A 25,093-nucleotide genomic window follows, 5' to 3' on the forward strand; every position below is an offset into this window, starting at 1 on the left:
TCGTTCCCTACAGAGCATTATTGCTGTGGCGAACGTCCGCACCGCGAACCCAGAAGATTACATCTTCCGCAATATTGGTGGCATGATCGCCGACGCGTTCCAGGTTGCGCGCGATGATAAGTGCGTTGAGCGATTGCGGAGTCAGCTCAGGCTTTTCCTTGATGAGAGTGCTCAGTGCGTAGAACGCAGCATCATTCATCTCATCGACCTGATCGTCAAGCCGCAGAACTGATTCAGCCAGTTCGGCATCACCTTCAATGAAGGCCTGGAGCGACTTGCGCACCATAGCGGAAGAGAGAGAGGCAAGCTTAGGAATATCGACTGGAAGGTCGATATTGGCAAAGGCGCCCATCTCACGCACGCGCACGGCGATATTGACCGCCTGATCTCCTACTCTTTCGAGATCGGCGTTGATGCGGATCACTGAAAGAATAAAGCGAAGGTCGATGGCCATGGGTTGTTCCATGGCGAGCAGATCGAGCGCCATCTGATCGATCTCGCGTTCGAGGCGGTTGATGGAAGGTTCGGCGCGAAAGACGAGCTCGCAGACAGAAAGATCGCGAGTTCGGTAGGCTTCGATCGAGCGCTGAATTGCCTGCTCCGCCATACCAGCCATGACCAGCAGTTTTTCCTTCAACTCGTCGAGACTCTGATGAAACTTGACGCGCATCAACCAAACCTCCCGGTGATGTAGTCTTCCGTTCGCTTGTCCCGCGGATTCGTGAAGATTTTGTGGGTGGAATCGAATTCGACCATCTTGCCATTGAGAAAAAAGCCTGTGTTTTCCGCGACTCGGGCGGCTTGCTGCATATTGTGCGTCACGATGACGATGGTGTATTGGCTCTTGAGCTGAAAGATCAGATCTTCGATCTTGGAGGTTGAGACGGGGTCAAGCGCGGATGCGGGTTCGTCCATGAGCAGCACTTCTGGATCGACGGCAAGTGCGCGGGCAATGCACATGCGTTGCTGTTGGCCTCCGGAAAGAGATGCGCCGGACTTCTTTTTCAGATCGTCCTTGACCTCTTCCCAAAGCGCGGCTTGTTTGAGCGAGCGCTCCACTGTCTCGTCGAGTATGCGCCGATTACGGAAGCCGTTGAGCTTGAGGCCACTGACGACGTTGTCGTAGATAGACATCGTTGGGAAAGGGTTGGGGCGCTGGAAGACCATCCCGACGCGACGCCGGATTTCGACCGGTGAGGCATCGTTATAGATGTCGATGTCACCCATTTTGACTATGCCGGTAGCGCGCGCAATGGGATTGGTCTCGTGCATGCGGTTGAGGCAGCGGACAAATGTGGATTTACCACAGCCCGACGGACCGATGAGCGCAGTGGCATGGTTCGCCGGAATGTGCAGGTTGATGTCCTGCAGGGTATGCGTTGTGCCGTACCACGCGTTCAAATCCTCAACTAAAATGCCGACTCCCACTAGCTTCCTCCCTTGAGTACGCCGCGGTTGGCAAAGATGCGAACGAGCGTGACCGAGACCATGATTAAGACGATTAGAACAAGCGAACCAGCCCACGCCAAACGATGCCACTCATCATAGGGCGAGATGGCATAGACATAAATTTGCAGAGGCAGTGCGGCGATCGGTTCGCTGAGTTTGAAGCTCCAGAACTGATTTCCAAAGGCTGTGAAGAGCAGCGGCGCGGTCTCTCCGGCTACGCGAGCGAATGCCAACATGCATCCCGTGATGATGCCGGGCGAGGCTGTACGCAGGCTGATCGAGATCGCGGTGCGCCACTTGGGCACACCGAGACCAAGAGCTGCCTCCCGAATAGCGTGCGGCACCGTGGCCAGCATCTCTTCGGTGGTCCGCGTGATCGTGGGCACCATCATGATCGCGAGAGCGACGCCGCCAGCTAGAGCGGAGAAGTGTTTTTGCTGTATGACTATCAGCGAATAGATGGAGATCCCCATGACAATCGACGGGACGCCATTCAACACGTCGGCGGTGAAACGGACCGCGTTGGCAAGCGTTGTGCCACGACCAAACTCTGCGAGATAAACACCTGCCGCGATGCCTATAGGGATTCCCATCAGGCTCGCAAGGAAGAGGATGATGCCGGAGCCGATGATTGAATTCGCCATGCCTCCACCCGTCTCACCGACCGGGGCGGGAATGTGGGTGAAGAAGGCAAGATTCAGCGAACTTGCGCCCTTGTAGATCAGATAAAAGAGAATCGCCAGCAAGGGAAGGATCACGAGAACGGTCGCGAGGATGCAGAGGCCGCTGACAAAATAGTTCGTCGCCGTGCGCCGTGCTCTATTACTACGCATCGACTTCGACTCGAAGTCCATGGGGCGGGGCTGGTTGCTCAGAGGTTGAGTACTCATGTCAGATGACCCGCGCAGGTGCATTACGTGTGACCGCCCAGACCATCAGGCGTGCGATGGCGTTGACGACGATTGTGACCAGGAAGAGAGCCAGGCCGATCTCGATGAGGGCACTAAGGTAGAGATCGCCCGTCGCCTCGGAGAACTCGTTGGCGATGACACTGGCCAGCGTATAACCGGGAGCAAACAGCGACTTGCTGATATCAGGATGGTTTCCAATGACCATCGTGACCGCCATGGTTTCGCCAAGAGCGCGTCCCAGGCCGAGCATCACTGCGCCGACTATACCGATGCGCGAGTTACGCAGAACGCCGATGCGTATCATCTCCCAGCGAGTCGCCCCAAGGGCAAGCGCAGCCTCGCGCTGGCTATTGGGCACCGCGGTCATGATGTCGCGGGTTAGCGAGGAGATGATCGGGAGAATCATGACGGCGAGAATCATGCTCGCTGTCAGAAGCCCGACGCCGAAGTTGGGACCCTCGAAGAACCCAGTCCAGCCAAGGATTTTACTAAGGAACGGACCGATGACATCGCGCATGAGCGGTACAAGAACGAAGACAGCCCAAAGGCCATAGACGACGCTGGGGATGGCGGCAAGCAGTTCGGTCAGGAAGGAGATTGGGGCACGAAGCGGGCGCGGGCACAGCTCGGTAAGAAAGATTGCCACGCCTAGGGCCAGAGGAACCGCCATGCAAAGAGCCAACAGTGAGGTGGCAAGTGTGCCGTAGATAAAAGGCAACGCGCCGAAGTCACCCGAGACCGGATCCCATGCCTGCCTCGTGAAGAATTTCCAGCCAAACTGCACGAGGCTTAACCGGGAGTGAACTACCAGAATGCCAAAGATGAACAGAACGATTGCGAAGATGCTGCATGCGCAAATCAGCATAACCGCAGCAAAACTGTTGTCGGCAAGGCGACCGCTTCCCCGCTTGGCGAGGTAATCCCGGATCGGAGACAAGGTTGTGCCGACCACAGCGGGAGCCACGTCCGCAGCAGAGGCCGCAGGAGGGTTCGACATGGGTGATGGTACGGGCAACGGTGAGCTTGTTTCTCTTTCGGGAGTCATACGAATAGAAGACACAATCCTATTTTCCTGACGGTTGACTCTACGGGTCGATTGTATCGGGCTTACTGTCTTGAAACGGGAAAGAAAGATGCCGCACGAATCTCGATCTGAAACCCGTGCGGCAAAAATTGCTATTTTACGGTCGTAATGCTTTTCCGAACCATATCCTGGACTTGCTTTGGCAATGGAGCGTAGGTCAGCGCAGCAGCTTCGCCTTCGCCGTGGTCCAGCATCCATTCCAGAAAGCCAGCCAGTGCCTTTGCCTTAGCTGGATCGGTGGAATGAGTCGGGATCAGCAGCCAGGTAAAGCTGGAGATCGGGTAGGAATCAGCACCTGGAGCGTTTGTGATGGAGACGCGATAGTCGGCAGGCATCGACTTGGAAGCAGCAGCGGCAGCAGCAGTCACGCCACCCGTAGAAGCCTTGAGAAACTTACCTGATGCATTGCGTACTGCACCGAAGCTCATCTTGTTCGTCTCGGCGTAGATCAACTCGACATATCCAAACGAGTATGGCGACTGACGAACCATGCCTGCGACGCCTTCATTTCCCTTTTGACCAATGCCCGTGGGCCATTTGACCGAGGTGCTATGACCGACCCGGGTCGCCCAGTCCGGGCTGACCTTTGAAAGAAAATCCGTGAAGATAAACGTTGTTCCGCTTCCGTCCGAACGGTACACCGGAAGAATTGATTTGTCTGGCAGATTGACTCCCGGATTGTCTTTTGTAATACGCGGATCGTTCCACTTGCTGATCTTGCCCAAGTAGATGTCGGCGATTACATCGGAAGAGAAGTTGAGGTCTTTATTGACACCAGGGAGGTTGTACACCGGCACCACCGCGCCAAGAACGGTGGGAATGTGCATTACCTTGACCTTTGCATCCTTTAGCTGTTGATCGGTCATCGGCCCGTCGGTAGCGCCGAAGTCGACAGTGCCTTCCGATACTTGACGGATTCCGCCGCCGGAACCGATGGACTGGTAGTTGATCTTTACGCTTGGATTCGCTTGGCTATACTCGCTAAACCACTTGGAATAAATAGGATACGGGAATGTCGCGCCCGCCCCATTAATGTTCTGTGCATTGGCTCCCATAGTTACGAGCGCCAATACGCCTACTGCAATGGCTTTCAATTTCACTTGTCCCCCTAGGCTTTCAATGCATCGATCCAGCATTTCAGTCAATACATCTCACTCTTGAGTGTGAGGGGGAATTGTTACGGAGAGGTTACATCGGAGTGAAAACGGCATTATTCCACTAGGTTTTGAGCTTTCGGAAGTGTGAAAATAAAGTTGCTGCCAGCATTGAGCTCGCTCTCCGCGCGAATCGATCCGCCATGAGTCTGCACCATGTGCCGTGCAATCGCGAGCCCCAATCCGGTTCCTCCGGATTCTCTTGAACGTGCTTTGTCCACCCGGTAAAAACGCTCGAAGATTCGGCCCAGATGCTCCGAGGCAATTCCAGGGCCAAAGTCACGCACACTGAACTCGACCGCCTCAATTGGCTCCGAGACATCTCGAGAGGTGACGACCACTCTGCAAACGGGAGCATTTCGAGCCTGACCATATTTGATGCCATTCTCAATGAGGTTGCTGAGAACCTGAAGGATCGCGTCCGTGTCAGCGATGACTTCGGTAGTGGAGATATTGCCGATCTCGAGAATCGACTCGGTATCCTGCACCAGACCACTCATCGCCTGCACGGCGTCGCGCACCAAAATGTCGGCGGGAATCGGAGCCGGGTGGAGCTCCTGTTCGGAGGACTCTACCCGCGCCATCACCAACAGGTCTTCCGTCAGCCGATTCATGCGACTGGCATTCTTCAGGATGATGGTGAGAAACTCTCGTGCCGACTGGCTAAGCGCAGCTTCATGATCAAGCAGCGTCTCAACATAACCCGTAATCGACGTCAGCGGTGTGCGCAGTTCGTGGGATACATTGGCAACGAAGTCGCGCTGGGTCCGTTCAATCTCCTCGATGCGGGTGATGTCATGCAGAACGGCAACCGCCCCGCCACCGGGCATGGGCGATGCGTTAATCTCGAAGATGCGCCCGGGCAGCAGCGAGGTCGAGCGGCCATCGCTTACTACCCGCTGCTCCAGAGCTGTGCGGACGCAGTCCAACACCTCAGGATCACGGATTGTCTGGACCAACGCGTGTCCGACACGGATCGCACTGCTAAAGGACGCGCCTGGAATCAGCTTGTGCATCCGTTGATTCGTCCACTGAATACGGCCGGCCGGATCAACGGCAACGACCGCATCCTGCATGCTGTCGATCATCGCTTCAAGTTCGTGCCGGCTCTCCGATGCGTCATTCAGTGCATGACTCACTTGTTCGGAAGCAAGCGAAATAGCCCGTGCCAGGCCATCGAAATCGTTGAACGACGGGCGAATTTCATCGATCTGGCGCTCAGGGATTGCCGCGGCAGAGTCTTGCAAGAGCCTAACGTCCTGCCGAACCGAACGCGCGAAAAGGAAGGCGCTAATGCCAGCCCATGCGAGCATGAGCAAGCTCGCGATTAGCCAGCGTTGGGGTACCGACGAAAACCCCGCAAACGCAAGGAACACGAGCGCGATCGCGACGCGGAGGAAGACCGAAAAAAAGAAATCACGCCTCACGGACCGTCCCTCTCGCCTAGGCCTGCGCCGCCTTCGGAATCTCGAAGCGATATCCGGCGCCGCGCATGGTCTTCAAATAGCGTGGCGTCTCGGCGTCGGCCTCAATCTTTTCGCGAATGCGGCGGACATAAACGTCGACCGAACGTGGTGTGACGAAGCGAGCATCGCCCCATACCGCATCCAGGAGATGATCACGACTAAAGACTCGTCCCGGATGGCGGGCCAGATAATCCAGAAGCCGGAACTCGGTGGCCGTCGTCGTTACCAGCTCGCCGTCCACACGAAGCTGCATAGCACTGGCGTCGATCTCTACATTCTCGAACTTCAATACCGAAGGTGAGCTTGGCCGTTCAAAGCGCCGCAACACCGCTTTGACCCTGGCTACAAGCTCACGAGTGGCAAAAGGCTTGGTGATGTAATCATCGGCCCCCATCTCAAGGCCGTGGACGCGGTCGTTCTCGGCCGCACGCGCCGTGAGGAAAATAATCGGAACTACGCTCAGGGTAGGATTCTGGCGTAACCTCCGGCAAAGATCCAGACCATCCCCACCTGGCACCATAATATCCAAGAGAAAGAGTGCGGGCGGTTGCCGTTCGGCGTCAGCAAGTATTTGATTGATAGCGAGATACGGGCGAACTGTAAACCCGGCACTCTCCAGGTGATACTGCACCAGGCGCGAGATATCCGCATCATCTTCCAACACAAAAATCGTCTGACTCACTTCGTATAAACCTCTGTGATCGCGTGACTTGATTAACGTCAGGTTAGCGCACCACGGACGGGGGATTGCTAACGTACGATGAATCGTCCACAGTAAACGAATGAAGGGTACGTTCGTATACTCTAGAGTCATTGTAAGTGGCGTCAACGGTCAGAACTGCATGAAACAACACTCCAATCTAGTCCTATGCGTCGATGACGAACGAATCGGACTCGAGGTTCGGAAGATTCTGCTGGAACGCGCCGGATATACGGTGCTGACGGCATCGGATGGACCGACCGGGCTCGCCGTCTTCTCGGCCGAACCGGTAGAGGCGGTTGTGCTCGACTACTCCATGCCGGGGATGCACGGGGGCGAGATCGCCAGCCAGATGAAACAGATCAAGCCTGAGGTTCCCATCCTTTTACTGTCGGCTTACATTGGTTTAGCTCCCGAGGTCACCTCTCTGGTCAATCTTTATATGACCAAGGGAGAGGGCGCGCCGGTGCTTCTGGAAAAATTAGGCAGCCTGCTGCAACCAATCAGTTGATGCCGCGAGTAAAGGCAACCCACGGGGCGAGAGGGCTTTGAATCTAAGTCAATTCAACAATATTTTGAGGCAGGTCTTCGTACTACCTGTCGTCGCGCTGCTGGTGGTCGCAGGCGCGCTGTACTTTCAGATCCGGGGATCTAACGAAACGGTGAATCTGATTCAGGAGTCAGACGCCCGTATCTCACAAGCAACCTTGCTTTCGAAGCTGGTCGTCGATGAGGAGTCCGGCCTGCGCGGGTACGAAACCACCGGCGATACGCGGTTTTTGCAGCCGTTTTACGAGGCAGAATCCCATCTGCAGATGGAGATTCAAAACCTTGACAACCTGGCGGGTGCGGATGCCGATCAGAAGCACGACATCGCGGACCTCCGGGACGAACATCAGACATGGCAAGACGCATTCGCCCTTCCGGTCATTGCCACGGTTCGCGGAGGTGGACAAACCAACGATGTGGATCTAAACCTCCACGGTAAGGTCTTGATGGACAACGTCCGCCACGACCTGAACGACATCATCCAGAAGGCCGAGGCCAGCCGGACCCGGCGCATCGCACGCTGGCATCGTCAAGTCCATACCCTGCTTCTGGTGTTGCTCGCTCTGGCGCTCGGAATGGGTGTGCTGATCGGCCTCTTCACCCGCAGCCGACTCCACGCGGTCTCTGCCGCATACCGCAGTTCGCTCGACATTCTCAGCCGTCGCGCCGAAGAGCTTTACCAATCCGAGCAGCAACTCCGAACCACCTTAGAATCGATCGGCGACGGAGTTATCACCTGTGACGCAGAAGGACGCATTCAGATGATGAATCCCGTAGCCAGCGAGTTGACGGGTTGGAGCCAGCCCGAAGCCGACGGGCATCACCTCGAAGATGTTTTCCGCATCGTCAATGAGACAACGCGCGAGCCGGTAGAAACCCCAGTAGCTAAAGTGATGCGCCTCGACAAAATCGTGGGCATGGCCAACCATCACACGATTCTCCTGCGCAAAGACGGCACCGAACTCGACATCTCCGACAGCGGCGCTCCCATCCGCGACAAAGCCGGCAACACGATCGGCATCGTCCTCGTCTTTCGTGACATCACGATGGAACGCAAGACTCAGGAAGCTTTGATTGCGAACGAAAAACTGGCAGTCGCGGGACGTCTCGCCGCCACCATCGCGCACGAGATCCACAATCCGCTCGACTCAGTCACGAATTTAATTTATCTCATGCGCAACGGCGCCACCCCTGAAGAATCGGTCCACTTTATGAGCATGGCAGAGCAGGAGCTGACGCGAGTCACGCAGATCAGCCGTGCCATGCTTGGTCTCTATCGTGAATCGAAGGCTCCCGTCGTGGTCGATCTCAAAGAGATACTCGAAGAGATCCTCCTCTTGATGGAGAGACGGCTCCACGACCTCGGCGTAACAGTCTCAACCGACATGCCGGAGCCAGTTGAAGTATCGGCTTTCCCTGCCGAGCTGCGACAAGTCTTCACCAACCTCATCACCAATGCAGCCGAGGCGGCCGGACAGGATGGCCAGATAAAGGTCAGCATCACCCCACAAACGGCAGGCATCGATGGAAGTGGTCAAAAGTTGCAAGCGGGCGCAACCGTGACGATCGCCGACAACGGCCCCGGCATTCCAGAAGATGTGCAGCCACACCTGTTCCAGCCCTTTTTCACCACCAAAGGTGAGAATGGCACCGGCCTCGGCCTCTGGGTTAGCCGCGGCATCATCAACAAACACGGCGGCACCATCCGTGTCGCCAGCGACACCAGCGATACCGATCACGGCACCAAAGTAGGCGTGTTCCTCGCGACGAATCCGACGATTAATGCGGGCGGCGGCGATTAGGTTTTCGAATCCCTCGGATGAAAAGCTTCTCCCGTCCTCTAAAGCAACCGCAATTGCTCCGACACGATGGCCGCAGCTCTCTCGCACGCAACACGATCGACATCGTAATGGGTCACAAATCGAACCGAATGCGGGCCAATCGCGCTGACTAGCACTCCCTTCTGTTTCAGGGTGGCGGTAAATGCCGCAGCATCTCCACCATTAGCCTGATCTTTAGAGCGCAGCTTGAAGATTACGATGTTGGTCTGCACAGTCTCGAGATCGATCTCCGCAGCCGTGGGTTCAGCAGCAACCGCCTCCGCCAGGAGTCGCGCATTCGCATGATCTTCATGCAACCGTTTCGACATCTCATGCAAAGCAATCAGCCCCGCAGCCGCAAGAACACCCGCCTGCCGCGTGCCTCCGCCTAACGCCTTGCGATAAACTCGCGCCTGCTCGATCGCCTTCCTGCTCCCAACCAGCATGGACCCCACTGGCGCGCCCAGTCCCTTCGATAGACAGAACATCACCGTGTCGAATCCACTCGTCAGCTTCGCCACGCTCAGTCCCAACGCAGTGGCCGCATTGAAAATCCTCGCCCCATCGAGATGCACCGGCAGCCCAGCCTCACGAGCGCCCGCCCAAACCTCTTCAAGCACCGGTAACGGAGTCACCGTGCCACCGGCCATGTTGTGTGTATTCTCGAGACTAATCATCCCGGTTTGCGCGCGATAATAAATCTTCGCCCCAATCGCGGGCTTGATGTGTTGCCACGTCAGGATGCCGCGCTCTGCTGCTACCGTCCGCGCCTGGCAGCCGGAGAACGCAGACATCATTGCCATCTCCCAATCCAACACATGCGACCGCGCCTCGCAGATCACCTCTTGCCCATGCTGAGTATGCAGTCGAATCGCGATCTGATTGCCCATCGTCCCCGTTGGCGCAAAGATCGAAGCCTCGCGACCGAAGACCTCCGCAACTTCCTTCTCCAGCCGATTGACGGTAGGGTCTTCACCGTAGACGTCGTCGCCGACCTCCGCGGAGGCCATCGCCTCGCGCATGGCTGGGGTGGGGCGGGTCACGGTGTCGCTGCGCAGGTCGATCATAGTGTTCGTTCTCTCCTCTGTTTGTTGTGCCTTGATTTGTTATGCCGCCGCATGAATCAACAGCCGGCTGAAGACTTCGTTCGAGACAAGTCGTCCCTTCGGAGTCAACCGAATTCTTACACTACTCAACTCCAACAGCCCCGCATCGCGAACTTCAACGAGCGCAGGCATTGTGTCCTGCAGCAACCCATCACCAAACTGTCCCCGCAACACACTAAGATCGACGCCTTCGTTCAAGCGCAGACCGAGGAACAGCGACTCTTCAAAGGCCTCGCTGCGCCCTACAATATCAACCTCACCATCTGTCGCGTCCCGCTCAAACTCAAGAAGACGAAACGGATTCGGTGGCGATTCCTCTCCAAGATATCGGTCCAGATCGCTCGTATTGGCAAATCTCACCGCACCCTCATCGGCAAGCAGCATCGAGTGCGCATCCAGCCCAAAACCGACATATGGCTGACGACGCCAATACTTCAAATTGTGACGTGAGCAATGTCCTGGCCGTGCAAAATTCGAAATCTCATACTGTTGCACGCCCGCGGCACCCAACAAATCGCACGCCTGCTGATACCACTCCGCCGCACGATCCTCATCAGGCACAGCCATTGCACTATAACGGCTTCCCTGCTCCAGCATCTCTCGCCCAAGCCGCGAATCTTCATCCACCTCAAGAAGATAAACACTGATATGCGACACACCACTAGCAATTGCCTGCCGCACCGAGTATTGCCAGCTCTGTTCTGTCTGGTGCGGCAACCCCGCGATCAGATCAACATTGATCTCGCGAACTCCGGCGGCGCTTGCCCTTGTAATCTCCGCCTCGCACTGTGCCCGCGTGTGCAGGCGGCCAACCGCAGCGGCCTCTTGATCCATAAACGACTGAACCCCGAAGCTGATCCGGTTCATTCCCTGGCGCAACAACTCATCCAGGGTTTCATCCGCGAGTTGTCCAGGCGCACACTCCAACGTAATCTCGGCATCCGTGGCCAGATCAAACTCGCTTCGCAGCTCTTGAAAGATTCGCCGAAACTGTTGCGCAGACAGCAGACTAGGCGTGCCACCACCAAAGTAAATCGTGTCGACAGCTCTGGGCAACGACGCTCCGATCCTCCCCGCTTCCGCATGTACGCCGCGAATCTCCCCGCCAAGACGTTCCACATACTGTTGCATCCGCCCCGCCCCAAAAACCCCCGAAGCGAAGTTGCAGAAAGTACACTTCGCCTTGCAGAACGGAACCGAAATATAGACGCCGACTGGTTCAACCATTGAAACGAAATAACCCTCTCCTCGATTGTTTCACGACGAGCGACTTCTCGGGGTGTAACTAAAACCTCGGCAGCGACTCTAATCCACAGAGGTTTAGTTCCATGTCGCAGCTTTGCTTGCTCACCGTCATCGCATTATTTCTCATTCCCTCTCTCGGTTCAGGCCACGCGCAGACGGCACACGCAAATCGCACGCCGGTCCTCGTAGAGCTCTTTACATCCGAAGGCTGCTCCAGTTGCCCACCCGCCGACGCTCTCCTGGCAAAGCTCGACCACGAACAACCTATTCAAAACGCCGAGATCATCATTCTCGAAGAGCACGTCGACTACTGGGACGACCTCGGTTGGCACGACCGTTTCTCTTCGCATCAGTACACCGAACGACAGAGCCAATACAGTGCCCGTCTCGGCGTTGACGGCGTATACACCCCGCAGATGATCGTCGACGGAACCGACCAGTTCGTCGGCAACGACTCCTTCCACGCCCACCGCTCCATCACCAGCGCAGCTCAGAAAATAAAGCTCAATCTATCGCTCTCCCGCCCTGTCGTGGACGCGCACAAGATCTCTTCCTCAGTCTCGGTGCCGGGATCGTCTCCCTCCCAGGCGCATGCGGAACTCTACGCTGCTCTTGTCGATTCTACGGACACCACCGATGTTCACAACGGCGAAAACGGTGGCCGGCGCCTTCAGCACGCCGGCGTCGTTCGCAGCCTGCAGCGCATTGGCAGCCTGAAAGATCTCAGCGGAGGAGCACTCAACTTCAGCCTCAACGCCCCCAGCGACGCCAAACTGACTGACATGCGCGTAGTTGTCTTCGCCCAGCAAAGCAACCAGGGAAATGTCTTGGGCGCGGTCGTAACCGACGTAAAGCCCTAGTGAAACCTGAGCTTCCCGAATCGCGTATCTGTCTTAAGCATCTAGAATAGAGATTGCCTATGGCAGACGAGCAGAAACCGAAGGATCCCAAGGAAGAGACCGCAAAAAAGCCACCTGCGGACGATGAAGTCGCCGGCAAGGCCTACGACGGACGTCTGATGCGCCGTCTCCTTACCTATCTCAAGCCCTACAAACTGCAGACCGGACTCTCCGCTCTCACCATCTTCTTCAAGGCCTCCACCGACGTCATGGGTCCGTACCTAGTCAAGGTCGCCGTCGATACCTACATGACCGACACGACGCCCGCCAAGTTGTCCTGGCTCGCCCGCCATCTCAGCTCGCGCCCTATGACAGGCATCACCCAGATCGGCTGCCTTTACCTCGGGGCGCTCCTCCTCACCTACGTACTCGAGTTCGCCCAGACCTACATGATGCAGTGGACCGGTCAAAAGATCATGTTCGATCTTCGCAGCCAGATCTTCCGTCACCTGCAGCGCATGCAGCCTTCTTTCTTCGATCACAATCCGGTCGGCAAACTCGTCACTCGCGTCACCTCGGACGTAGACGCCCTCAACGAGATGTTTACCTCGGGTGTCCTCGCCATCTTCGAGGACATCTTCGTTCTCCTCTTCATCGTCCTCATCATGCTGCGAATGAGCTGGCCCCTTGCCCTGCTCGCACTCTCAGTCATCCCGGCAATCCTCTACGTCACCAAGATCTTCCGCCGCCACGTTCGCGACAGCTACCGCCGTCAACGCGCCGCCACAGCGCGCATCAACTCCTTCACGCAGGAGTACGTCTCCGGCATGTCTATCGTGCAGCTCTTCAACCGCGAGCGCCGCGCCTTTAACGACTACTCCTCCGTCAATGCCGAAAACAAACAAGCCTGGACCGACGCCATCTTCGCCTACGCGGTCTACTACCCGGTGGTCGAGTTCCTCAGCTCCACAGCCATCGCGCTCGTCATCTGGCGCGGCGGCATATCAGCTCTCCACTACCTTCAGGCCACGCAGTTACACGAGCTTCAACCTCTTCTTCACGCGTTGCCGAAGGCCAGCAGCGTCGTCACGGTAGGCATCCTCATCGCCTTCATCCAGTACGCCCAACGCTTCTTCCGGCCCATTCAGGACCTCAGCGAAAAATACAACATCCTGCAAGCCGCCATGGCCGCCAGCGAACGCGTCTTCAAGCTGCTCGACACCGAACCCACCATCGTCTCCCCTGCTTCTCCTGTAGCGGGCGACAACTCAGGCCGCGTCGAGTTCCGCAACGTCTGGTTCACCTATCAGGCTCTTGACGAAGCCCAGAGCACTCGCGTAGCTGCCGCAACCGAAGAAGAACTCAACACCTTCGCCGACATCGAGTGGATCCTTCGCGGAGTCACCTTCATCGTCGAACCCGACGAGACCGCAGCAATCGTCGGCCACACCGGCGCCGGTAAGACCACCATCACCGGCCTGATGATGCGTTTCTACGACATCCAGCGCGGCAGCATCCGGGTTGACGGTGTTGACGTCCGCAAACAGGATCTAAAAAAACTCCGCCAGCGCTTCGGCGTAGTCCTGCAGGATCCTTTCCTGTTCACAGGTACCATCTCCGACAACATCCGCCTCGGCTCCAAGTGGATCACCGACGAGCGCCTGCAGCGGGCAGCGGACGAGGTTAACGTGGGCGACTTCATCCGCTCTCTTCCCCTACAGTTCGACGAGCCCGTCCGCGAACGTGGCGCAACCCTCTCCACCGGCCAGAAGCAGCTCATCAGCTTCGCCCGCGCCCTCGCCCACGAACCCGGAATCCTCATCCTCGACGAGGCCACCTCCTCAGTCGACACTGACACTGAACTCCGCGTCCGACTCGCGCTCTCCCGCATGATCACCGGCCGCACCTCCATCCTCATCGCCCATCGGCTCTCCACCATTCAGCGCGCCGACACCATCCTCGTTATGCACAAGGGCCAGCTTCGCGAGCGCGGCACCCACCAGCAGCTTCTCACCGAGCGAGGCCTCTACTGGAAGCTCTACCAACTCCAGTACCGTGATCAGGAACTCGGCACCGGCAGCGATTCGGTTCCGCTCGAACCACTCAGCGCCGACTAGTCTCCTGCAGGTAACTCCCGTACCGTGATCCTCGAAGACACTCGTTCTGCCCACTCAACGACGGGGCGCCAGTATGCCTCCGTCGGAAAGTAGACCGGCCCATCGTGTGCAAATCCAGAGACGATGATCAGTTCCCCACCCTTCCCACAAGCCTCATAAACTCGCTGCGCCATAGCCACCGGGAACAGTTGGTCCCCATCGCTGTGAACTACAAGAACCGGCGTCGTCGTTGCATTCAACTGTCGGAGGTTGTGCCAGACGTCCGGCATCGCGTAAGTCATCCAACGTCGAAAGCCCATCGCGAGCGCCGCCTCACGAAGCGTGGAATATCCCTGACAAAGAATGACGCCGTCGATCTTCAGCCGTGGAGCGACAGATAAAACCACGCCGCTTCCAAGAGAAAAGCCGAGCAGGAATATAGACCGGTGCCCGCGGTCCTTCAACTCCCGATGAGCCGCAATCGCATCTTCTTCACAATGCGCTACGCTGACTCTGCCGGAGCTAGCACCATACCCGGAGTAATTGAACACAAGCGAAGAAACGTCCATCGACCTCAATAACTCCTGAATGCCGCTCCAATATTCGACCTGTTCTCCAATCCCGTGACAGATCAGAAACACTGGCGCGTCATCGCTCGCACGAACATACACAGCGGACAGATCTCTACCCCCACTGCGAATAGTCAGACGCTCTTGGTCAAAGGCAAACTCATCGAGCAAACGTTTCATCGAGCCGTTCAAGCGGTCTCTTCGGAGAAACACCCGGCCGACAACGTCCAACGCGACAGAAAGAATGCGGTCTCTCATCTTCCCACCGCCCTCAAGCAATCCTCAAGCAGCTTTTTCACGCGCTTCTCGCGGGCCTCCGGGCTCTGATAGTGAAACACCGCAAGCAGACTGTTCCGCCGCTGCGTCAAGGTCATCGCGTGCCATCCTTTGCGCGCAGCAGGCACCCGGCCGAACGCCGCTTCTATCACTGGCGGCAGAACCTTCTCCCCTTCCATCGCCAACAACATCCATTCAGCCACCTGTTCTGCCCGCCGCTGTCGCGCCTCTACACTCTTCACCGCGCCCAACCACTTACCTACGTCGCGCTGCCTGGACTCGCTTTGTTCTCCATACCATTTCGCTAACTTCTTTTGCCCCTTCAGCAACCTCTCAAACTCCTGCGTCACCACCGCCTCGCGCTCGTCCAGATCCGGCTCAATCGCAAAGTCCACCATCGCCCCAACCTTCGCGGCTGCCGCCCTCTGCATCTTCTTATTCACGAGTACGAAATACCCACCCCGTACAGCATCACCAAACAAAGATGTCCGAAATACCTCTCCACCAATTTCGACCTTTACCCGTAACCGCACCATCTTCTTCCATGTCTTCTCAATCTCGAACGGAAGCCACACGATCACCCACCCCAGCCCATTACTGGCTGGCTCCAACACCCCGCGAAACCTCTTGACTGCACTTAAAGCCATGCAATCCTCTCCAGAAAAATCTACACTGGTTTCATCGTCACGAGCCCCAACCCGCGCATCTTTCTCTCTGCAGGCGAAGCCAGCGGCGACCACTACGGCGCCCAGCTCCTCATCGAACTCCGCCGCCGCCACCTCGGGCTCACCAGCTTCGGCCTCGGCGGCAAAGAGATGGAAGCCGCGGGCCTCAACCGCGTCGTCCGAGCCGAAGACGTCGCCCACATGGGCATCACCGAGGTCATCCGGCACATGCCCTACATCTACGGAGAGTACCGCCGCCTCGTCGCATCCATAAAGAAACGCCGCCCCGACGTCGCCGTCCTCATCGACTTTCCTGACGTCAACTTTCGCCTCGCCCGCGAACTGACGAAACTCAACATCCCCGTGATCTACTTCGTCAGCCCGCAGCTTTGGGCCTGGAAGCCTCGCCGCCTCCGCTGGGTCCAGCAGCGCGTAAGCCGGATGATGGTCATCTTTCCATTTGAAGAAAAGTTCTATCAGGCCCGAGGTGTCGATGCCGCCTTCGTAGGTCATCCCCTGGCCGAACTGCCCCTTCCCACCATCTCGCGCGAAGACTACGCCCAGCAGCACAGCCTGAACCCCGACAAGCCGTGGATCGCTCTGCTGCCCGGCTCGCGATCCAAGGAGGTAAGACTCAACCTTCCGACCATGCTCGCCGCGGCCGCCGCGCTCGGCTCTGGTTACGAGTACATCGTCCCTGTCGCCTCCACCCTCAAACGTGAATGGGTCGAGCAACTTATATCTGCGAGCAAACGCGGCCGCGCAGACTCGCCAGTGCACCTCGTCCCTGACGCCCGCGAAGCCCTCCATCACGCCCGCGCCAGCGTCGTCGCCAGCGGAACCGCCACAGTACAGGCCGCCGTTATCGGCAACCCCTTTGTCGTCGTCTATAAAGTCTCCCCGCTCACCTTCCGGCTGGCAAAACGCCTTGTCCACTACCCGCCGGAGATCCCTGCCCCCCTCGACGCCGACGGCAATCTGCCCATCGCCATGGTTAACCTCATCGCCGGCCGCCGCATCGTCCCCGAACTCCTGCAGGACCGATTCACCGCTGAAAACGTAGCCTCCGTCCTGCGGCCTCTGCTCAATGACAGCCCTGAGCGCGAGCAGATGATCGCCGATCTCGCCGAGGTAGGCCAAATCCTCCGACCAACCTCGAAATCCTCATCCATCCTGCAGGTGGCCGATGCAGTCGAAGCACTTTTACCGAGAAATACTCCCGCAGGTGGCCGAAACGTCCCTGCAAGCGTCTAATCAATCGACCGCTGTACCATTGTGTTTTGAGGAACCTTAGCTCGCATGTCCGCTCTCTTCCGCATCCTTCGAACGACATCCCTGACAGCCCTCACGCTCTGTCTTCTCACGGCCATGGTCTGGGCCGCGCCGGCTAAGCCGCAGCTCCAGATCACCAGCTATCTCATCAACGCCGACCTCGACCCCTCGGTCAACCGCCTCAGCGCCACTGCCGACGTCACCTTCACCGCACTCGAAGAACTCACCACCCCCACCTTCGAGCTGAACAACGGTCTGCAGATCACCAAGGTCACGGACGCCCAGGGTCACCCTCTCGAATCCGAGCGCCTCACCAACAACAGCACCGTCCGATTCACGCTCGCGGCGCCAATCCCGAAGGGCACTAGCACGACCTTCCATTTCACATACGCCGGCACCCTCAAAGGCTCTGAAACCAGCCCCGTCGAAGGCATCAAGCTCGCCTCCATCGAAGATCCCATCAGCATCCTGCTCTATCCCGGCCGCTGGTTCCCCATGACCGGCCTCTTCACCAACCGCTTCACTGCCGAGATGCACATCCGCGTCCCATCCGACGAGCGTGTCGTAGGCTCCGGCAGTGGCGTAGCAGCAGCTAAAAGCCTCCCTGGCAACCGCACCGAACACACCTTCAAGTGGGCTAAACCCGGCTTCCCCGGCACTATCATTGCCGGCAAGTTTCTTGAGCCGATCACCGCCGGCAACATGCGCGTCTACGTCACCGAGAAGCACAAAGACCACGCCCACGACTTCGCCAGCCTTGGCGAGCGAGAATATCTCTTCATGTCCGGCACCTTCGGCCAACCCGAATCCACGCACATGAACCTCGTCGAACTGCCCGACGACACCGTCTCCGCCACATGGGCCCCCGAGATCGCCGCGATTGCCGGCAACCGCATCGCCGCCCGCAACGAGCAGCGTCTGCTCTCCAACACTCTTGCCCATCAGTGGTGGGGCAGCCAGGTTTCGCCCGCAACCATGAACGACGCCTGGATCACCAACGGCATGTCACGCTACGCTGAGCTGATGTACCTCGAGGACTCCTCCGGCAAAAACGCCTTCCAGTCAGCCATCACCGATATCTCCGCCGGCGCTCTTGCCTACGACACCGAACCCCTAACCACTATCGGCCGCCTCGACCCCTTCTCTCCTCAGTTCCAATCCATGACTCTCGAAAAAGGAGCCATGGTCTTCCACATGCTTCGCTGGGAGATGGGAGACGATGTCTTCATCAAGTTCCTCCGTGCCATTCTTTCGGAGTACGCCGACAAATCCGTCCGCAGTTCCAACGTTCAGACCATCGCCGAAAAACAGTCCAACCTCGAACTCCAGGCGTTCTTCGCTCAGTGGCTTGACGGCACCGGAGCCCCCGCATTCGCCGACAAGTACTCCGTCTTCCGCCTCGGCGACAACAAGGGCTTCCGCACCGTCGGTGCCATTACCCAGGACCTCGACCTCTTCCGCATGCCGATTGAACTCCGCATCGAAACTGACGGTAAAACCGAGATCCGCCGCGTAGACATCTCCGGCTCCGACTCGCAATACTCCATCGAAACCTTCGGCCGACCCCGTCGCATCAGCGTCGACCCCGACAACTGGCTACTAAAGAGCACTCCTGACCTGGCCGTCCGCGTCGCCGTTCTCCGTGGCCAGGAGCTGGTCGCGCAGGGAGACCTGACCGGCGCCCTTATCGAATATCAAAAGGCCCTCGACGCCAACAAAAACAGTTCGCTCGCTGCATATCGTATCGGCGAAATCTTTTTCATGCAGCGTAACTACCAGTCCGCCGCCAATAGCTTCCGCGACGCCCTCCGAGGCGACGGCGATCCCAAATGGGTCGAGGTCTGGAGCCACATCGAACTCGGCCGCATCTTCGACGTCACCGGCCAGCGCGATCGCGCCGTCAACGAGTATCGTCTGGCCGTCCAGACCAACGACAACACCCAGGGCGCGGTCAACGAAGCCCGCGCCTCCATGCAGAAACCCTACAAGCGCGAGCAGACAGAAAACTAACTACGCGATTCGTATGCCCAAAAGCGGAGCAAACAACATCGCCTGCGACGCATCAACCACCGCGCCTCGAATATCCTCTGCGTTCATCTGAACTCCGTCCACTACGGACCCTCGAAGATCCGCGTCGACAAGCTTCGTCTTGCTCATCTCCGCATTTCGAAGATTGCATATCCGGAACCGCGTTCCTGACAGATCTGTTCCGTAAAAATCGGCATCCTCGAAGTTGCAGGACTCGAACTCCGACGACTTGAAATGAGAGAACCGGAATTGAGAGTACCGTTGGTCACCCTGTGAGATCAGAACGTCCTGACACTCCAGTTTCCCCGCACGAAACCCGGTCATTCGGCAGTTAATGAATTCCACCCTCACCATGTTCATTGCCCTGGCTTCGAGATTCCCCAGATCGCAGTTGACCAGGCGTACATCCGCCAGCTTGATCGAACCAAAGCTCCAGTTCGACAGGTTGACGCGCTCGACAACCGAAGCCTCGATGAAGAGAGACGTTGCATTGCGCTCTTGAAATTGCACTCCCTCGATCAGACTTTCGGAAACCGAGATCACATCCCGTCCGAAAAGAGCTTCTGCGTCAACCACAGCGATCAAATCGTCGTGAATCTCGGGTTCTCGACGATGGAATACAAACTCCTTGGGACTCTTGGCCTGCTTCAACTGCGCCTCCGCAAACTCTTAGTGACCAGCCATCTGTCTGCGAGCCTCTCCGACGACCGACACTCTTCATGCTAGCCAAGTTCGTCGAATTTCGCGCAACTGCACCTATCAATTTGTTAGCCATGGCTCAGGAACGAGACGAAAGAGTGTGCTTCTACTCGTATCGTAACGCCTCAATCGGATCCAGACTCGCCGCCTTCATAGCCGGAATCATACCGCTGATCGTCCCGACAATAACCAGGATCACAGTCGCAACCAGCACTGTGTTCGGCGAAATCAGCAGATGAATATCTCCCGCCTCCGCATTCGAGGCCAGCGCACTATAGAACGTAATCCGCCCCACTCCCTTTGCCACCGCATACGCCAGCGCAATCCCACCCACACCACCAACACCCGAGATCACCAGCGCCTCGGCCAGAAACTGCATCAGGATATGCCGTTTCCTCGCACCCAGCGCCTTCTCGACACCAATCTCACGCGTTCTCTGCTGCACGCTCACAAGCATGATGTTCATCAGCCCGATACCCGCAATTCCCAACGTCAGCGCGCCAATGAACGACAGCAACACCTGAAGCCCCAGCGAGATAATCCGAAACTGCGTCAACTGCTCCATAATGTTCGCCACAAACACCGCGCGACGATCGCTCGGCCGGTATCCATGCGCCGTAGCGAGAGTCTTCCGCAGCGCCTCTTCTACCATCTTTGGCTCTCCCTTGTAGTCCATCCAGATGCCATCGAGGTACTTTGTGTCCTTGATATCGCTCATCGTCGTCAGCGGCACATTCACCTGACGGTTAATGTCGTTGTCGTCGCCCTCCTGCATCTTCGGCGTCATCACCCCCACCACCTCAAAGCTCACGCCATTCAGCCGAATCTTCTCGCCAATCGGGTATAGTCCCGAAAACAGTTTCGTCTTTGCCTCTGAACCAATCACCGTCACGTGTGCCCTCTGCTGCACATCTGCCTCAGTGATTGCCCGTCCCTCCGCAAGCTCGAGTCTCTGGATCGACTGCAACTCCGGCGTAATCCCAGTCACATCCCAGCTAAAGCTATGCAGATCGTTCTGCACCGGTACGGTCTTATCCACCGTCGGAGCCACGCGCATCACGCCGGGCACTGTCTCCTGAATCCGTTCCACATCATCCTGCGTTAAGCGAACCTGCACGCCGGCCTTCGATCCACCCGCCTGTTCGCTCGTCCGTCCAGGAAACACGCCGATCATGTTCGTTCCGAACTGCGCAAAGATGTTCTCAAACGCCTGACCAAATCCTGCACCGTAGGCCAGCAGCAGTACTACTGTCGCGATGCCCCACGCCATGCCCACAATCGTAATTGTCGTGCGCCGGCGATTATGCTTCATCGCCTCGATAGCCTGTCCAAGGATGTCGCTCAGCATGTTCTTATTCCTTTCGCAGCGCTTCAACGGGAGCCAGCATTGCGGCCTGCCTCGCCGGGTAAAGTCCTGCCACAATCCCGCACAGGGTCAGCGTCCCCATCGCCATCGCCGCCGACCACGGCACAAGTCGCGGCGGATCGAACCCCATGTCGTTATTCCCCACCACCGAACCAAGCGCAGCCATCAGCGTCGCAGCACCGATAATCCCGATCAACCCACTCAGTGCCGTCAACGTCAGCCCCTCTAGAAAAAACTGAAAGAGGATGCTTCGATTCGTAGCACCCAGCGCCTTTCTTAGCCCAATCTCCTTGGTCCTCTCGGTCACTGTCACCAGCATGATGTTGATAATCCCCACCGCACCCAACGCCAGCGTCACAATCCCAACGCCGCCCAGAAACACGTCCATCGCAGTAAAGATCAGTCCCACCATGCGGTTTGACTTGATCGTGTCCCACTCCTCAAATCCTTCTTTTCGAGCAGGATCGAAACCGTGCCGCGTCGCGATGACCTTATGCACCTCGGACTTCGCGGTCTCGTTCAATTCCTCTGTCAGCGGCTGATACTGAATTTGAGAGATCGAATCCTGTGGAATATTGTCGCCGGTGAGCGGGAAGAACTCCTGCATCGTCGTCAGGGGAATGTAGATCCGCTGATTGCTCCCGTCGTTATTACCGCGCCCAACCTTCTTAGCCACCCCAATCACCTGAAAGCGATAGCCATTCAATGTGATCACCGCGCCCAGAGGCGGCCGTCCCGGAAACAGCAGCCCCACCATCCGCTGCCCGAGGATCACCACCTGACGCCGTTCAGCCATGTCTTCCTGATTTAGGAATCTTCCCTGCGCGATCGGAAGATTTGAAATCTCCGGGTAGTTAAGCTCGACTCCGAGCACCTGTCCACCCGCGCTCGAAAAGTCGCTCACCTGCTTCAGATCGCTGCGATTGATGACGGCTGTCACGTTCCGAACATCCGGCGCCTCGGCGCGAATCGCCGCGGCATCGCTCATCGTCAGCTTGTACGGACGCATCCCCACATGCTGCTCCGGCAGCACCGGAATCGTTCCGCCCCACATCATGATCACGTCGGTGCCAAGCTCTGCCAACCCACGGCGCTGCCCCGAGCGAAAACCCTCGCCCAACCCAATCAGCAGCAGCAGCGAAGCCACGCCCCAAGCAATCCCAAACATAGTGAGGAACGAACGCAGCTTATTAGCACCGATCGACCGGAATACCTGAGCAAAGACATTGAAAAGGGCGCGCATAAGCTATGGTTGGACGAAGACTCTCCGCAATGGTCTACGTAGGGTTGATTGAAACAGTTCCCCACGAATTCCAGATAAAAACAGACAACTTCGCGAACACGGAAAGGGAAAGTAAACAGGAGCGCAAGCTATCGCGACACCGAAGGTGAAGCATTCTTTCTCAGGACAGGTTCGTCCGGATCGGCCTCTACTTGGACCGCAACTCCAAGAGTACTCAAAAAAACACGCACCGTCTCGACGATCGACTCCTGAGTTGCCGCCGGGTACAACAGACGCACGAGCGGTGCCACCGCGGCATCGCCACGGACGAGATCTCCCCGCACAGCAAAACATCGCTCCGGCCGATACACGCAGGAAGCAAGATCCGTGATGCTCAACGCATAGCTAGGGGTACACAAGATGGTCTTCGGCGGTGCCATCCGGTCGATCATGCTGAAGATCTCCAGCTTCGACTCCAACTCATCCGGCACAAAGTCCACCGCAATATCAGCCGTACGCACAGCGTCTTCGACCGTCTGTGCCAACTCCAGACTTCCAGCGGCCACGCGAGCACTCAAGTCCGAGTACTCCGCCTCAGCGCGCCACAGATTGGCCGGCATCACATCTTCCAGAACAACATCAAAGCCCGCAGCGACACAAGCTAGAGCGAAGCTGAGACCAGCCACCCCGGCCCCGATAATCGCAACCCTGCGAATCTCGGGCGATGGCTGGCCCACAGGCTCTTCCGTCACTTCTTGCTCGCGACTGCCGTGATCACGGACTCATAGCTCGGCTCCGCGCCCTTGATATGCTCGGACACGCGCTGGCGCTCCTCCTCTGTCAGCGACGGCAGCACCGCGAGAATGCGGCGCAACGTAACCGAGATGTCGTCAACGTAGTTCATAGTGCGGATTGCTTCGCCAGAGAGAGGCATGCTTTGGTGCTCCTGAGAATTAAGCTACCGCTTTAGTCTAAACGTTCGCGCCAAGCTCTGCCCGTTTCGACGCTTCTTCCACAGGCTTGCCGGCCTCGCCACCCTCGGTCGGCTTCTCCCAACCATCGCGATCGGTCATCACCATCAACTCGGCAAGCTGGCTCGCGAAGTCCGGATGGATCGCATCCGTGCCATACCGCCAGCTCCAGTTTCCCGCACCAGCCGAGGGCGTGTTCATCCTCGCCTCGCTCCCCAGATGCAGCACATCCTGCAGGGGAAACACGCATAGATTCGCAACCGACCGGGCCGCCGCGCGAATCATCGCCCAGACAACATCATCGTCGTGGTCAATTTTCTGTAGATAAGTCTGCGCATTCGTGCGCTCCACGTCGCTCACATTGTCCCTCCACCATCCCAGCGTCGTGTTATTGTCGTGCGTTCCCGTGTACACCACTGTATTCGGAACATACCGATGCGGAAGGTAAAGGTGCGCTCCGCGATCGGAGAAGCCAAACTGCAGGATCCGCATACCCGGCATTCCAAAGTGCTCCCGCAGCTCATCGACCTCAGGCGTAATCAGCCCCAAGTCCTCCGCCACAAATGGCAGCTCCCCAAAGACCTCCTTCAACCGCTGAAACAGCTCATGGCCCGGAGCTTTTATCCACTGCCCGTTGATCGCCGTCTCCTCCTCAGCGGGAATCGACCAGAAAGCCTCAAATCCGCGAAAGTGGTCCAGACGGATCACGTCATATAACGTCAGCGATCTCCGAATCCGCGCCACCCACCAATCAAATCCGCGCTCTTTCAACAGCCCCCACTTGTAAAGCGGGTTGCCCCACCGCTGTCCAGTCGCGGAAAAATAGTCCGGAGGCACACCCGAAACCCGAACTGGCTTAAGGTCCTCATCGAGCTCGAACATCTCGGGGTGCGTCCACACGTCCGCGCTGTCATAGTTCACGAAGATCGCAACATCGCCCATGATGCGAATCTTCCGCGCCGCGCAATACCCCCGCAACGTACACCACTGATCATTGAACAAAAACTGAATCACCTGTTCGATCGCAAGCTCGCGTCCATGATCGTTCAGCAGCTTGCTCAACGCGTCGCCCTCACGCCGCGCGTACTCCTCCGGCCACTCATGCCAGCTCGCATAGTTATGCAGGCGACGAAGCACGTTGAACATCGCATAGTCTTGCAGCCACGAGCTGTTATGTTCACAGAATTTTTGAAACTTCGCGCGCTTGTCATCCGGCGCATGGTCCAGAAAATTCCCCGCAGCCTCTTCAATCAGAGGCAGCTTCAACCGGAACGCCGCCTCGAAGTCGGCAGGGCCATCATGCCCAGGCAGGCCCGCGATCCTCTCCCCCGCGATCCACCCATCGTTTACCAGCAGTTCCAGACTGATCAGCAACGGATTCCCCGCAAACGCAGAGAGCGCCGAATAGGGCGAACTCCCATACCCGGTAGGACTCAGCGGCAGCACCTGCCACATCCTCTGCTTCGCCGCCGCCAGAAAGTCCACAAACGCGTGAGCCGCCGGTCCAAAGTCCCCGATCCCACCATACGACGGCAGCGACGTCACATGCAGCAAAACTCCCGACAGCCGCTCCTGATTTTTTACGTCCCCACTCATCCAGCCCCCT

General features: G+C 57.6%; 23 protein-coding genes. 6 read left to right on the forward strand and 17 right to left on the reverse strand.

Annotated features, from left to right (window positions below; translation table 11 throughout):
• Positions 1 to 7: 7 nt before the first annotated feature.
• The 7 genes from phoU to RBB77_RS15015 all read right to left on the reverse strand — a co-directional run bounded on the left by phoU (position 8) and on the right by RBB77_RS15015 (position 6,746).
• Positions 8 to 670: a phosphate signaling complex protein PhoU gene (gene phoU, locus RBB77_RS14985; protein WP_353062551.1), complete on the reverse strand. Its 663-nt coding sequence runs from the start codon at positions 668 to 670 to the stop codon at positions 8 to 10.
• Positions 670 to 1,428: a phosphate ABC transporter ATP-binding protein PstB gene (gene pstB / locus RBB77_RS14990; RefSeq protein WP_179637861.1), complete on the reverse strand. Its 759-nt coding sequence runs from the start codon at positions 1,426 to 1,428 to the stop codon at positions 670 to 672. The genes phoU and pstB overlap by 1 nt, the downstream gene beginning before the upstream one ends.
• On the reverse strand, positions 1,428 to 2,339 hold the full coding sequence (pstA, locus tag RBB77_RS14995) for a phosphate ABC transporter permease PstA (protein WP_353062552.1): 912 nt from the start codon (positions 2,337 to 2,339) through the stop codon (positions 1,428 to 1,430). Before pstA ends, pstB begins: the two co-directional genes overlap by 1 nt.
• 1 nt (position 2,340) lies before the next feature.
• The gene (pstC, locus tag RBB77_RS15000) at positions 2,341 to 3,357 is read right to left on the reverse strand and encodes a phosphate ABC transporter permease subunit PstC (protein WP_353062553.1); all 1,017 of its coding nucleotides are present in this window, start codon (positions 3,355 to 3,357) and stop codon (positions 2,341 to 2,343) included.
• A gap of 179 nt (positions 3,358 to 3,536) precedes the next feature.
• Positions 3,537 to 4,580: a phosphate ABC transporter substrate-binding protein PstS gene (gene pstS / locus RBB77_RS15005; RefSeq protein ID WP_353067639.1), complete on the reverse strand. Its 1,044-nt coding sequence runs from the start codon at positions 4,578 to 4,580 to the stop codon at positions 3,537 to 3,539.
• A 74-nt stretch (positions 4,581 to 4,654) separates the two neighbouring features.
• A complete protein-coding gene (locus tag RBB77_RS15010; RefSeq protein WP_353062554.1) occupies positions 4,655 to 6,025 on the reverse strand; it encodes a sensor histidine kinase in 1,371 nt (456 codons plus the stop codon).
• A gap of 16 nt (positions 6,026 to 6,041) precedes the next feature.
• The gene (locus tag RBB77_RS15015) at positions 6,042 to 6,746 is read right to left on the reverse strand and encodes a response regulator transcription factor (protein ID WP_353062555.1); all 705 of its coding nucleotides are present in this window, start codon (positions 6,744 to 6,746) and stop codon (positions 6,042 to 6,044) included.
• A gap of 160 nt (positions 6,747 to 6,906) precedes the next feature.
• Here RBB77_RS15015 and RBB77_RS15020 point away from each other — a divergent pair, with 160 nt between their 5' ends.
• The gene (locus tag RBB77_RS15020; protein WP_353062556.1) at positions 6,907 to 7,275 is read left to right on the forward strand and encodes a response regulator transcription factor; all 369 of its coding nucleotides are present in this window, start codon (positions 6,907 to 6,909) and stop codon (positions 7,273 to 7,275) included.
• A gap of 37 nt (positions 7,276 to 7,312) precedes the next feature.
• Positions 7,313 to 9,115, forward strand: coding sequence for an ATP-binding protein (locus RBB77_RS15025; protein WP_353062557.1), 1,803 nt, complete (start codon positions 7,313 to 7,315; stop codon positions 9,113 to 9,115).
• 38 nt (positions 9,116 to 9,153) lie between these two features.
• Here the strand turns inward: RBB77_RS15025 and RBB77_RS15030 are convergent, their stop codons facing one another.
• Together RBB77_RS15030 and hemW are read right to left on the reverse strand one after the other, a co-directional pair.
• Complete coding sequence (locus RBB77_RS15030; RefSeq protein ID WP_353062558.1) at positions 9,154 to 10,200, reverse strand: threonine aldolase family protein; 1,047 nt, start codon at positions 10,198 to 10,200, stop codon at positions 9,154 to 9,156.
• Positions 10,201 to 10,239: 39 nt separating this feature from the next.
• Positions 10,240 to 11,466, reverse strand: a complete 1,227-nt coding sequence (gene hemW / locus RBB77_RS15035) for a radical SAM family heme chaperone HemW (RefSeq protein ID WP_353062559.1) — start codon at positions 11,464 to 11,466, stop codon at positions 10,240 to 10,242.
• A gap of 101 nt (positions 11,467 to 11,567) precedes the next feature.
• Here hemW and RBB77_RS15040 point away from each other — a divergent pair, with 101 nt between their 5' ends.
• Together RBB77_RS15040 and RBB77_RS15045 are read left to right on the forward strand one after the other, a co-directional pair.
• A complete protein-coding gene (locus RBB77_RS15040; protein ID WP_353062560.1) occupies positions 11,568 to 12,344 on the forward strand; it encodes a DUF1223 domain-containing protein in 777 nt (258 codons plus the stop codon).
• A 59-nt stretch (positions 12,345 to 12,403) separates the two neighbouring features.
• Entirely contained in the window at positions 12,404 to 14,440 is a 2,037-nt protein-coding gene (locus tag RBB77_RS15045; protein ID WP_353062561.1) for an ABC transporter ATP-binding protein, read from the forward strand.
• Here RBB77_RS15045 and RBB77_RS15050 read toward each other — a convergent pair.
• The gene (locus RBB77_RS15050; protein ID WP_353062562.1) at positions 14,437 to 15,168 is read right to left on the reverse strand and encodes an alpha/beta hydrolase; all 732 of its coding nucleotides are present in this window, start codon (positions 15,166 to 15,168) and stop codon (positions 14,437 to 14,439) included. The genes RBB77_RS15045 and RBB77_RS15050 overlap by 4 nt on opposite strands.
• 74 nt (positions 15,169 to 15,242) lie before the next feature.
• Positions 15,243 to 15,911, reverse strand: coding sequence for a YdeI/OmpD-associated family protein (locus RBB77_RS15055; protein ID WP_353067640.1), 669 nt, complete (start codon positions 15,909 to 15,911; stop codon positions 15,243 to 15,245).
• 57 nt (positions 15,912 to 15,968) lie between these two features.
• On the opposite strand from RBB77_RS15055, the gene lpxB reads away from it, so the two are divergent.
• Together lpxB and RBB77_RS15065 are read left to right on the forward strand one after the other, a co-directional pair.
• A complete protein-coding gene (gene lpxB / locus RBB77_RS15060; protein WP_353067641.1) occupies positions 15,969 to 17,183 on the forward strand; it encodes a lipid-A-disaccharide synthase in 1,215 nt (404 codons plus the stop codon).
• A gap of 45 nt (positions 17,184 to 17,228) precedes the next feature.
• Positions 17,229 to 19,211, forward strand: a complete 1,983-nt coding sequence (locus RBB77_RS15065) for a M1 family aminopeptidase (protein ID WP_353062563.1) — start codon at positions 17,229 to 17,231, stop codon at positions 19,209 to 19,211.
• Here the strand turns inward: RBB77_RS15065 and RBB77_RS15070 are convergent, their stop codons facing one another.
• From RBB77_RS15070 to malQ, 6 genes are all read right to left on the reverse strand, one after another.
• A complete protein-coding gene (locus tag RBB77_RS15070) occupies positions 19,212 to 19,880 on the reverse strand; it encodes a pentapeptide repeat-containing protein (RefSeq protein ID WP_353062564.1) in 669 nt (222 codons plus the stop codon). It lies immediately after the preceding gene.
• A gap of 154 nt (positions 19,881 to 20,034) precedes the next feature.
• A complete protein-coding gene (locus RBB77_RS15075) occupies positions 20,035 to 21,276 on the reverse strand; it encodes an ABC transporter permease (RefSeq protein WP_353062565.1) in 1,242 nt (413 codons plus the stop codon).
• Positions 21,277 to 21,280: 4 nt separating this feature from the next.
• The gene (locus RBB77_RS15080) at positions 21,281 to 22,537 is read right to left on the reverse strand and encodes an ABC transporter permease (RefSeq protein WP_353062566.1); all 1,257 of its coding nucleotides are present in this window, start codon (positions 22,535 to 22,537) and stop codon (positions 21,281 to 21,283) included.
• 128 nt (positions 22,538 to 22,665) lie between these two features.
• Entirely contained in the window at positions 22,666 to 23,268 is a 603-nt protein-coding gene (locus RBB77_RS15085) for a 3-hydroxyacyl-CoA dehydrogenase NAD-binding domain-containing protein (RefSeq protein WP_353062567.1), read from the reverse strand.
• Entirely contained in the window at positions 23,265 to 23,450 is a 186-nt protein-coding gene (locus RBB77_RS15090) for a hypothetical protein (RefSeq protein ID WP_183761474.1), read from the reverse strand. The genes RBB77_RS15085 and RBB77_RS15090 overlap by 4 nt, the downstream gene beginning before the upstream one ends.
• A 37-nt stretch (positions 23,451 to 23,487) precedes the next feature.
• A complete protein-coding gene (gene malQ, locus RBB77_RS15095) occupies positions 23,488 to 25,083 on the reverse strand; it encodes a 4-alpha-glucanotransferase (protein ID WP_353062568.1) in 1,596 nt (531 codons plus the stop codon).
• Positions 25,084 to 25,093: the final 10 nt, after the last annotated feature.

The sequence above is a fragment of the Tunturibacter psychrotolerans genome, from assembly GCF_040359615.1.
GTDB classification, from domain to species: domain Bacteria; phylum Acidobacteriota; class Terriglobia; order Terriglobales; family Acidobacteriaceae; genus Edaphobacter; species Edaphobacter psychrotolerans.

Excerpts from the sequence above, each read along its gene's own strand:
- phoU (WP_353062551.1), bottom strand. The coding sequence starts at position 670 with ATGCGCGTCAAGTTTCATCAGAGTCTCGACGAGTTGAAGGAAAAACTG.
- pstA (WP_353062552.1), bottom strand. The coding sequence starts at position 2,339 with ATGAGTACTCAACCTCTGAGCAACCAGCCCCGCCCCATGGACTTCGAG.
- pstC (WP_353062553.1), bottom strand. The coding sequence starts at position 3,357 with ATGTCGAACCCTCCTGCGGCCTCTGCTGCGGACGTGGCTCCCGCTGTG.
- pstS (WP_353067639.1), bottom strand. The coding sequence starts at position 4,580 with ATGCTGGATCGATGCATTGAAAGCCTAGGGGGACAAGTGAAATTGAAA.
- RBB77_RS15020 (WP_353062556.1), top strand. The coding sequence starts at position 6,907 with ATGAAACAACACTCCAATCTAGTCCTATGCGTCGATGACGAACGAATC.
- RBB77_RS15030 (WP_353062558.1), bottom strand. The coding sequence starts at position 10,200 with ATGATCGACCTGCGCAGCGACACCGTGACCCGCCCCACCCCAGCCATG.
- hemW (WP_353062559.1), bottom strand. The coding sequence starts at position 11,466 with ATGGTTGAACCAGTCGGCGTCTATATTTCGGTTCCGTTCTGCAAGGCG.
- RBB77_RS15040 (WP_353062560.1), top strand. The coding sequence starts at position 11,568 with ATGTCGCAGCTTTGCTTGCTCACCGTCATCGCATTATTTCTCATTCCC.
- RBB77_RS15045 (WP_353062561.1), top strand. The coding sequence starts at position 12,404 with ATGGCAGACGAGCAGAAACCGAAGGATCCCAAGGAAGAGACCGCAAAA.
- RBB77_RS15050 (WP_353062562.1), bottom strand. The coding sequence starts at position 15,168 with ATGAAACGTTTGCTCGATGAGTTTGCCTTTGACCAAGAGCGTCTGACT.
- RBB77_RS15055 (WP_353067640.1), bottom strand. The coding sequence starts at position 15,911 with ATGGCTTTAAGTGCAGTCAAGAGGTTTCGCGGGGTGTTGGAGCCAGCC.
- RBB77_RS15065 (WP_353062563.1), top strand. The coding sequence starts at position 17,229 with ATGTCCGCTCTCTTCCGCATCCTTCGAACGACATCCCTGACAGCCCTC.
- RBB77_RS15075 (WP_353062565.1), bottom strand. The coding sequence starts at position 21,276 with ATGCTGAGCGACATCCTTGGACAGGCTATCGAGGCGATGAAGCATAAT.
- RBB77_RS15080 (WP_353062566.1), bottom strand. The coding sequence starts at position 22,537 with ATGCGCGCCCTTTTCAATGTCTTTGCTCAGGTATTCCGGTCGATCGGT.
- RBB77_RS15090 (WP_183761474.1), bottom strand. The coding sequence starts at position 23,450 with ATGCCTCTCTCTGGCGAAGCAATCCGCACTATGAACTACGTTGACGAC.
- malQ (WP_353062568.1), bottom strand. The coding sequence starts at position 25,083 with ATGAGTGGGGACGTAAAAAATCAGGAGCGGCTGTCGGGAGTTTTGCTG.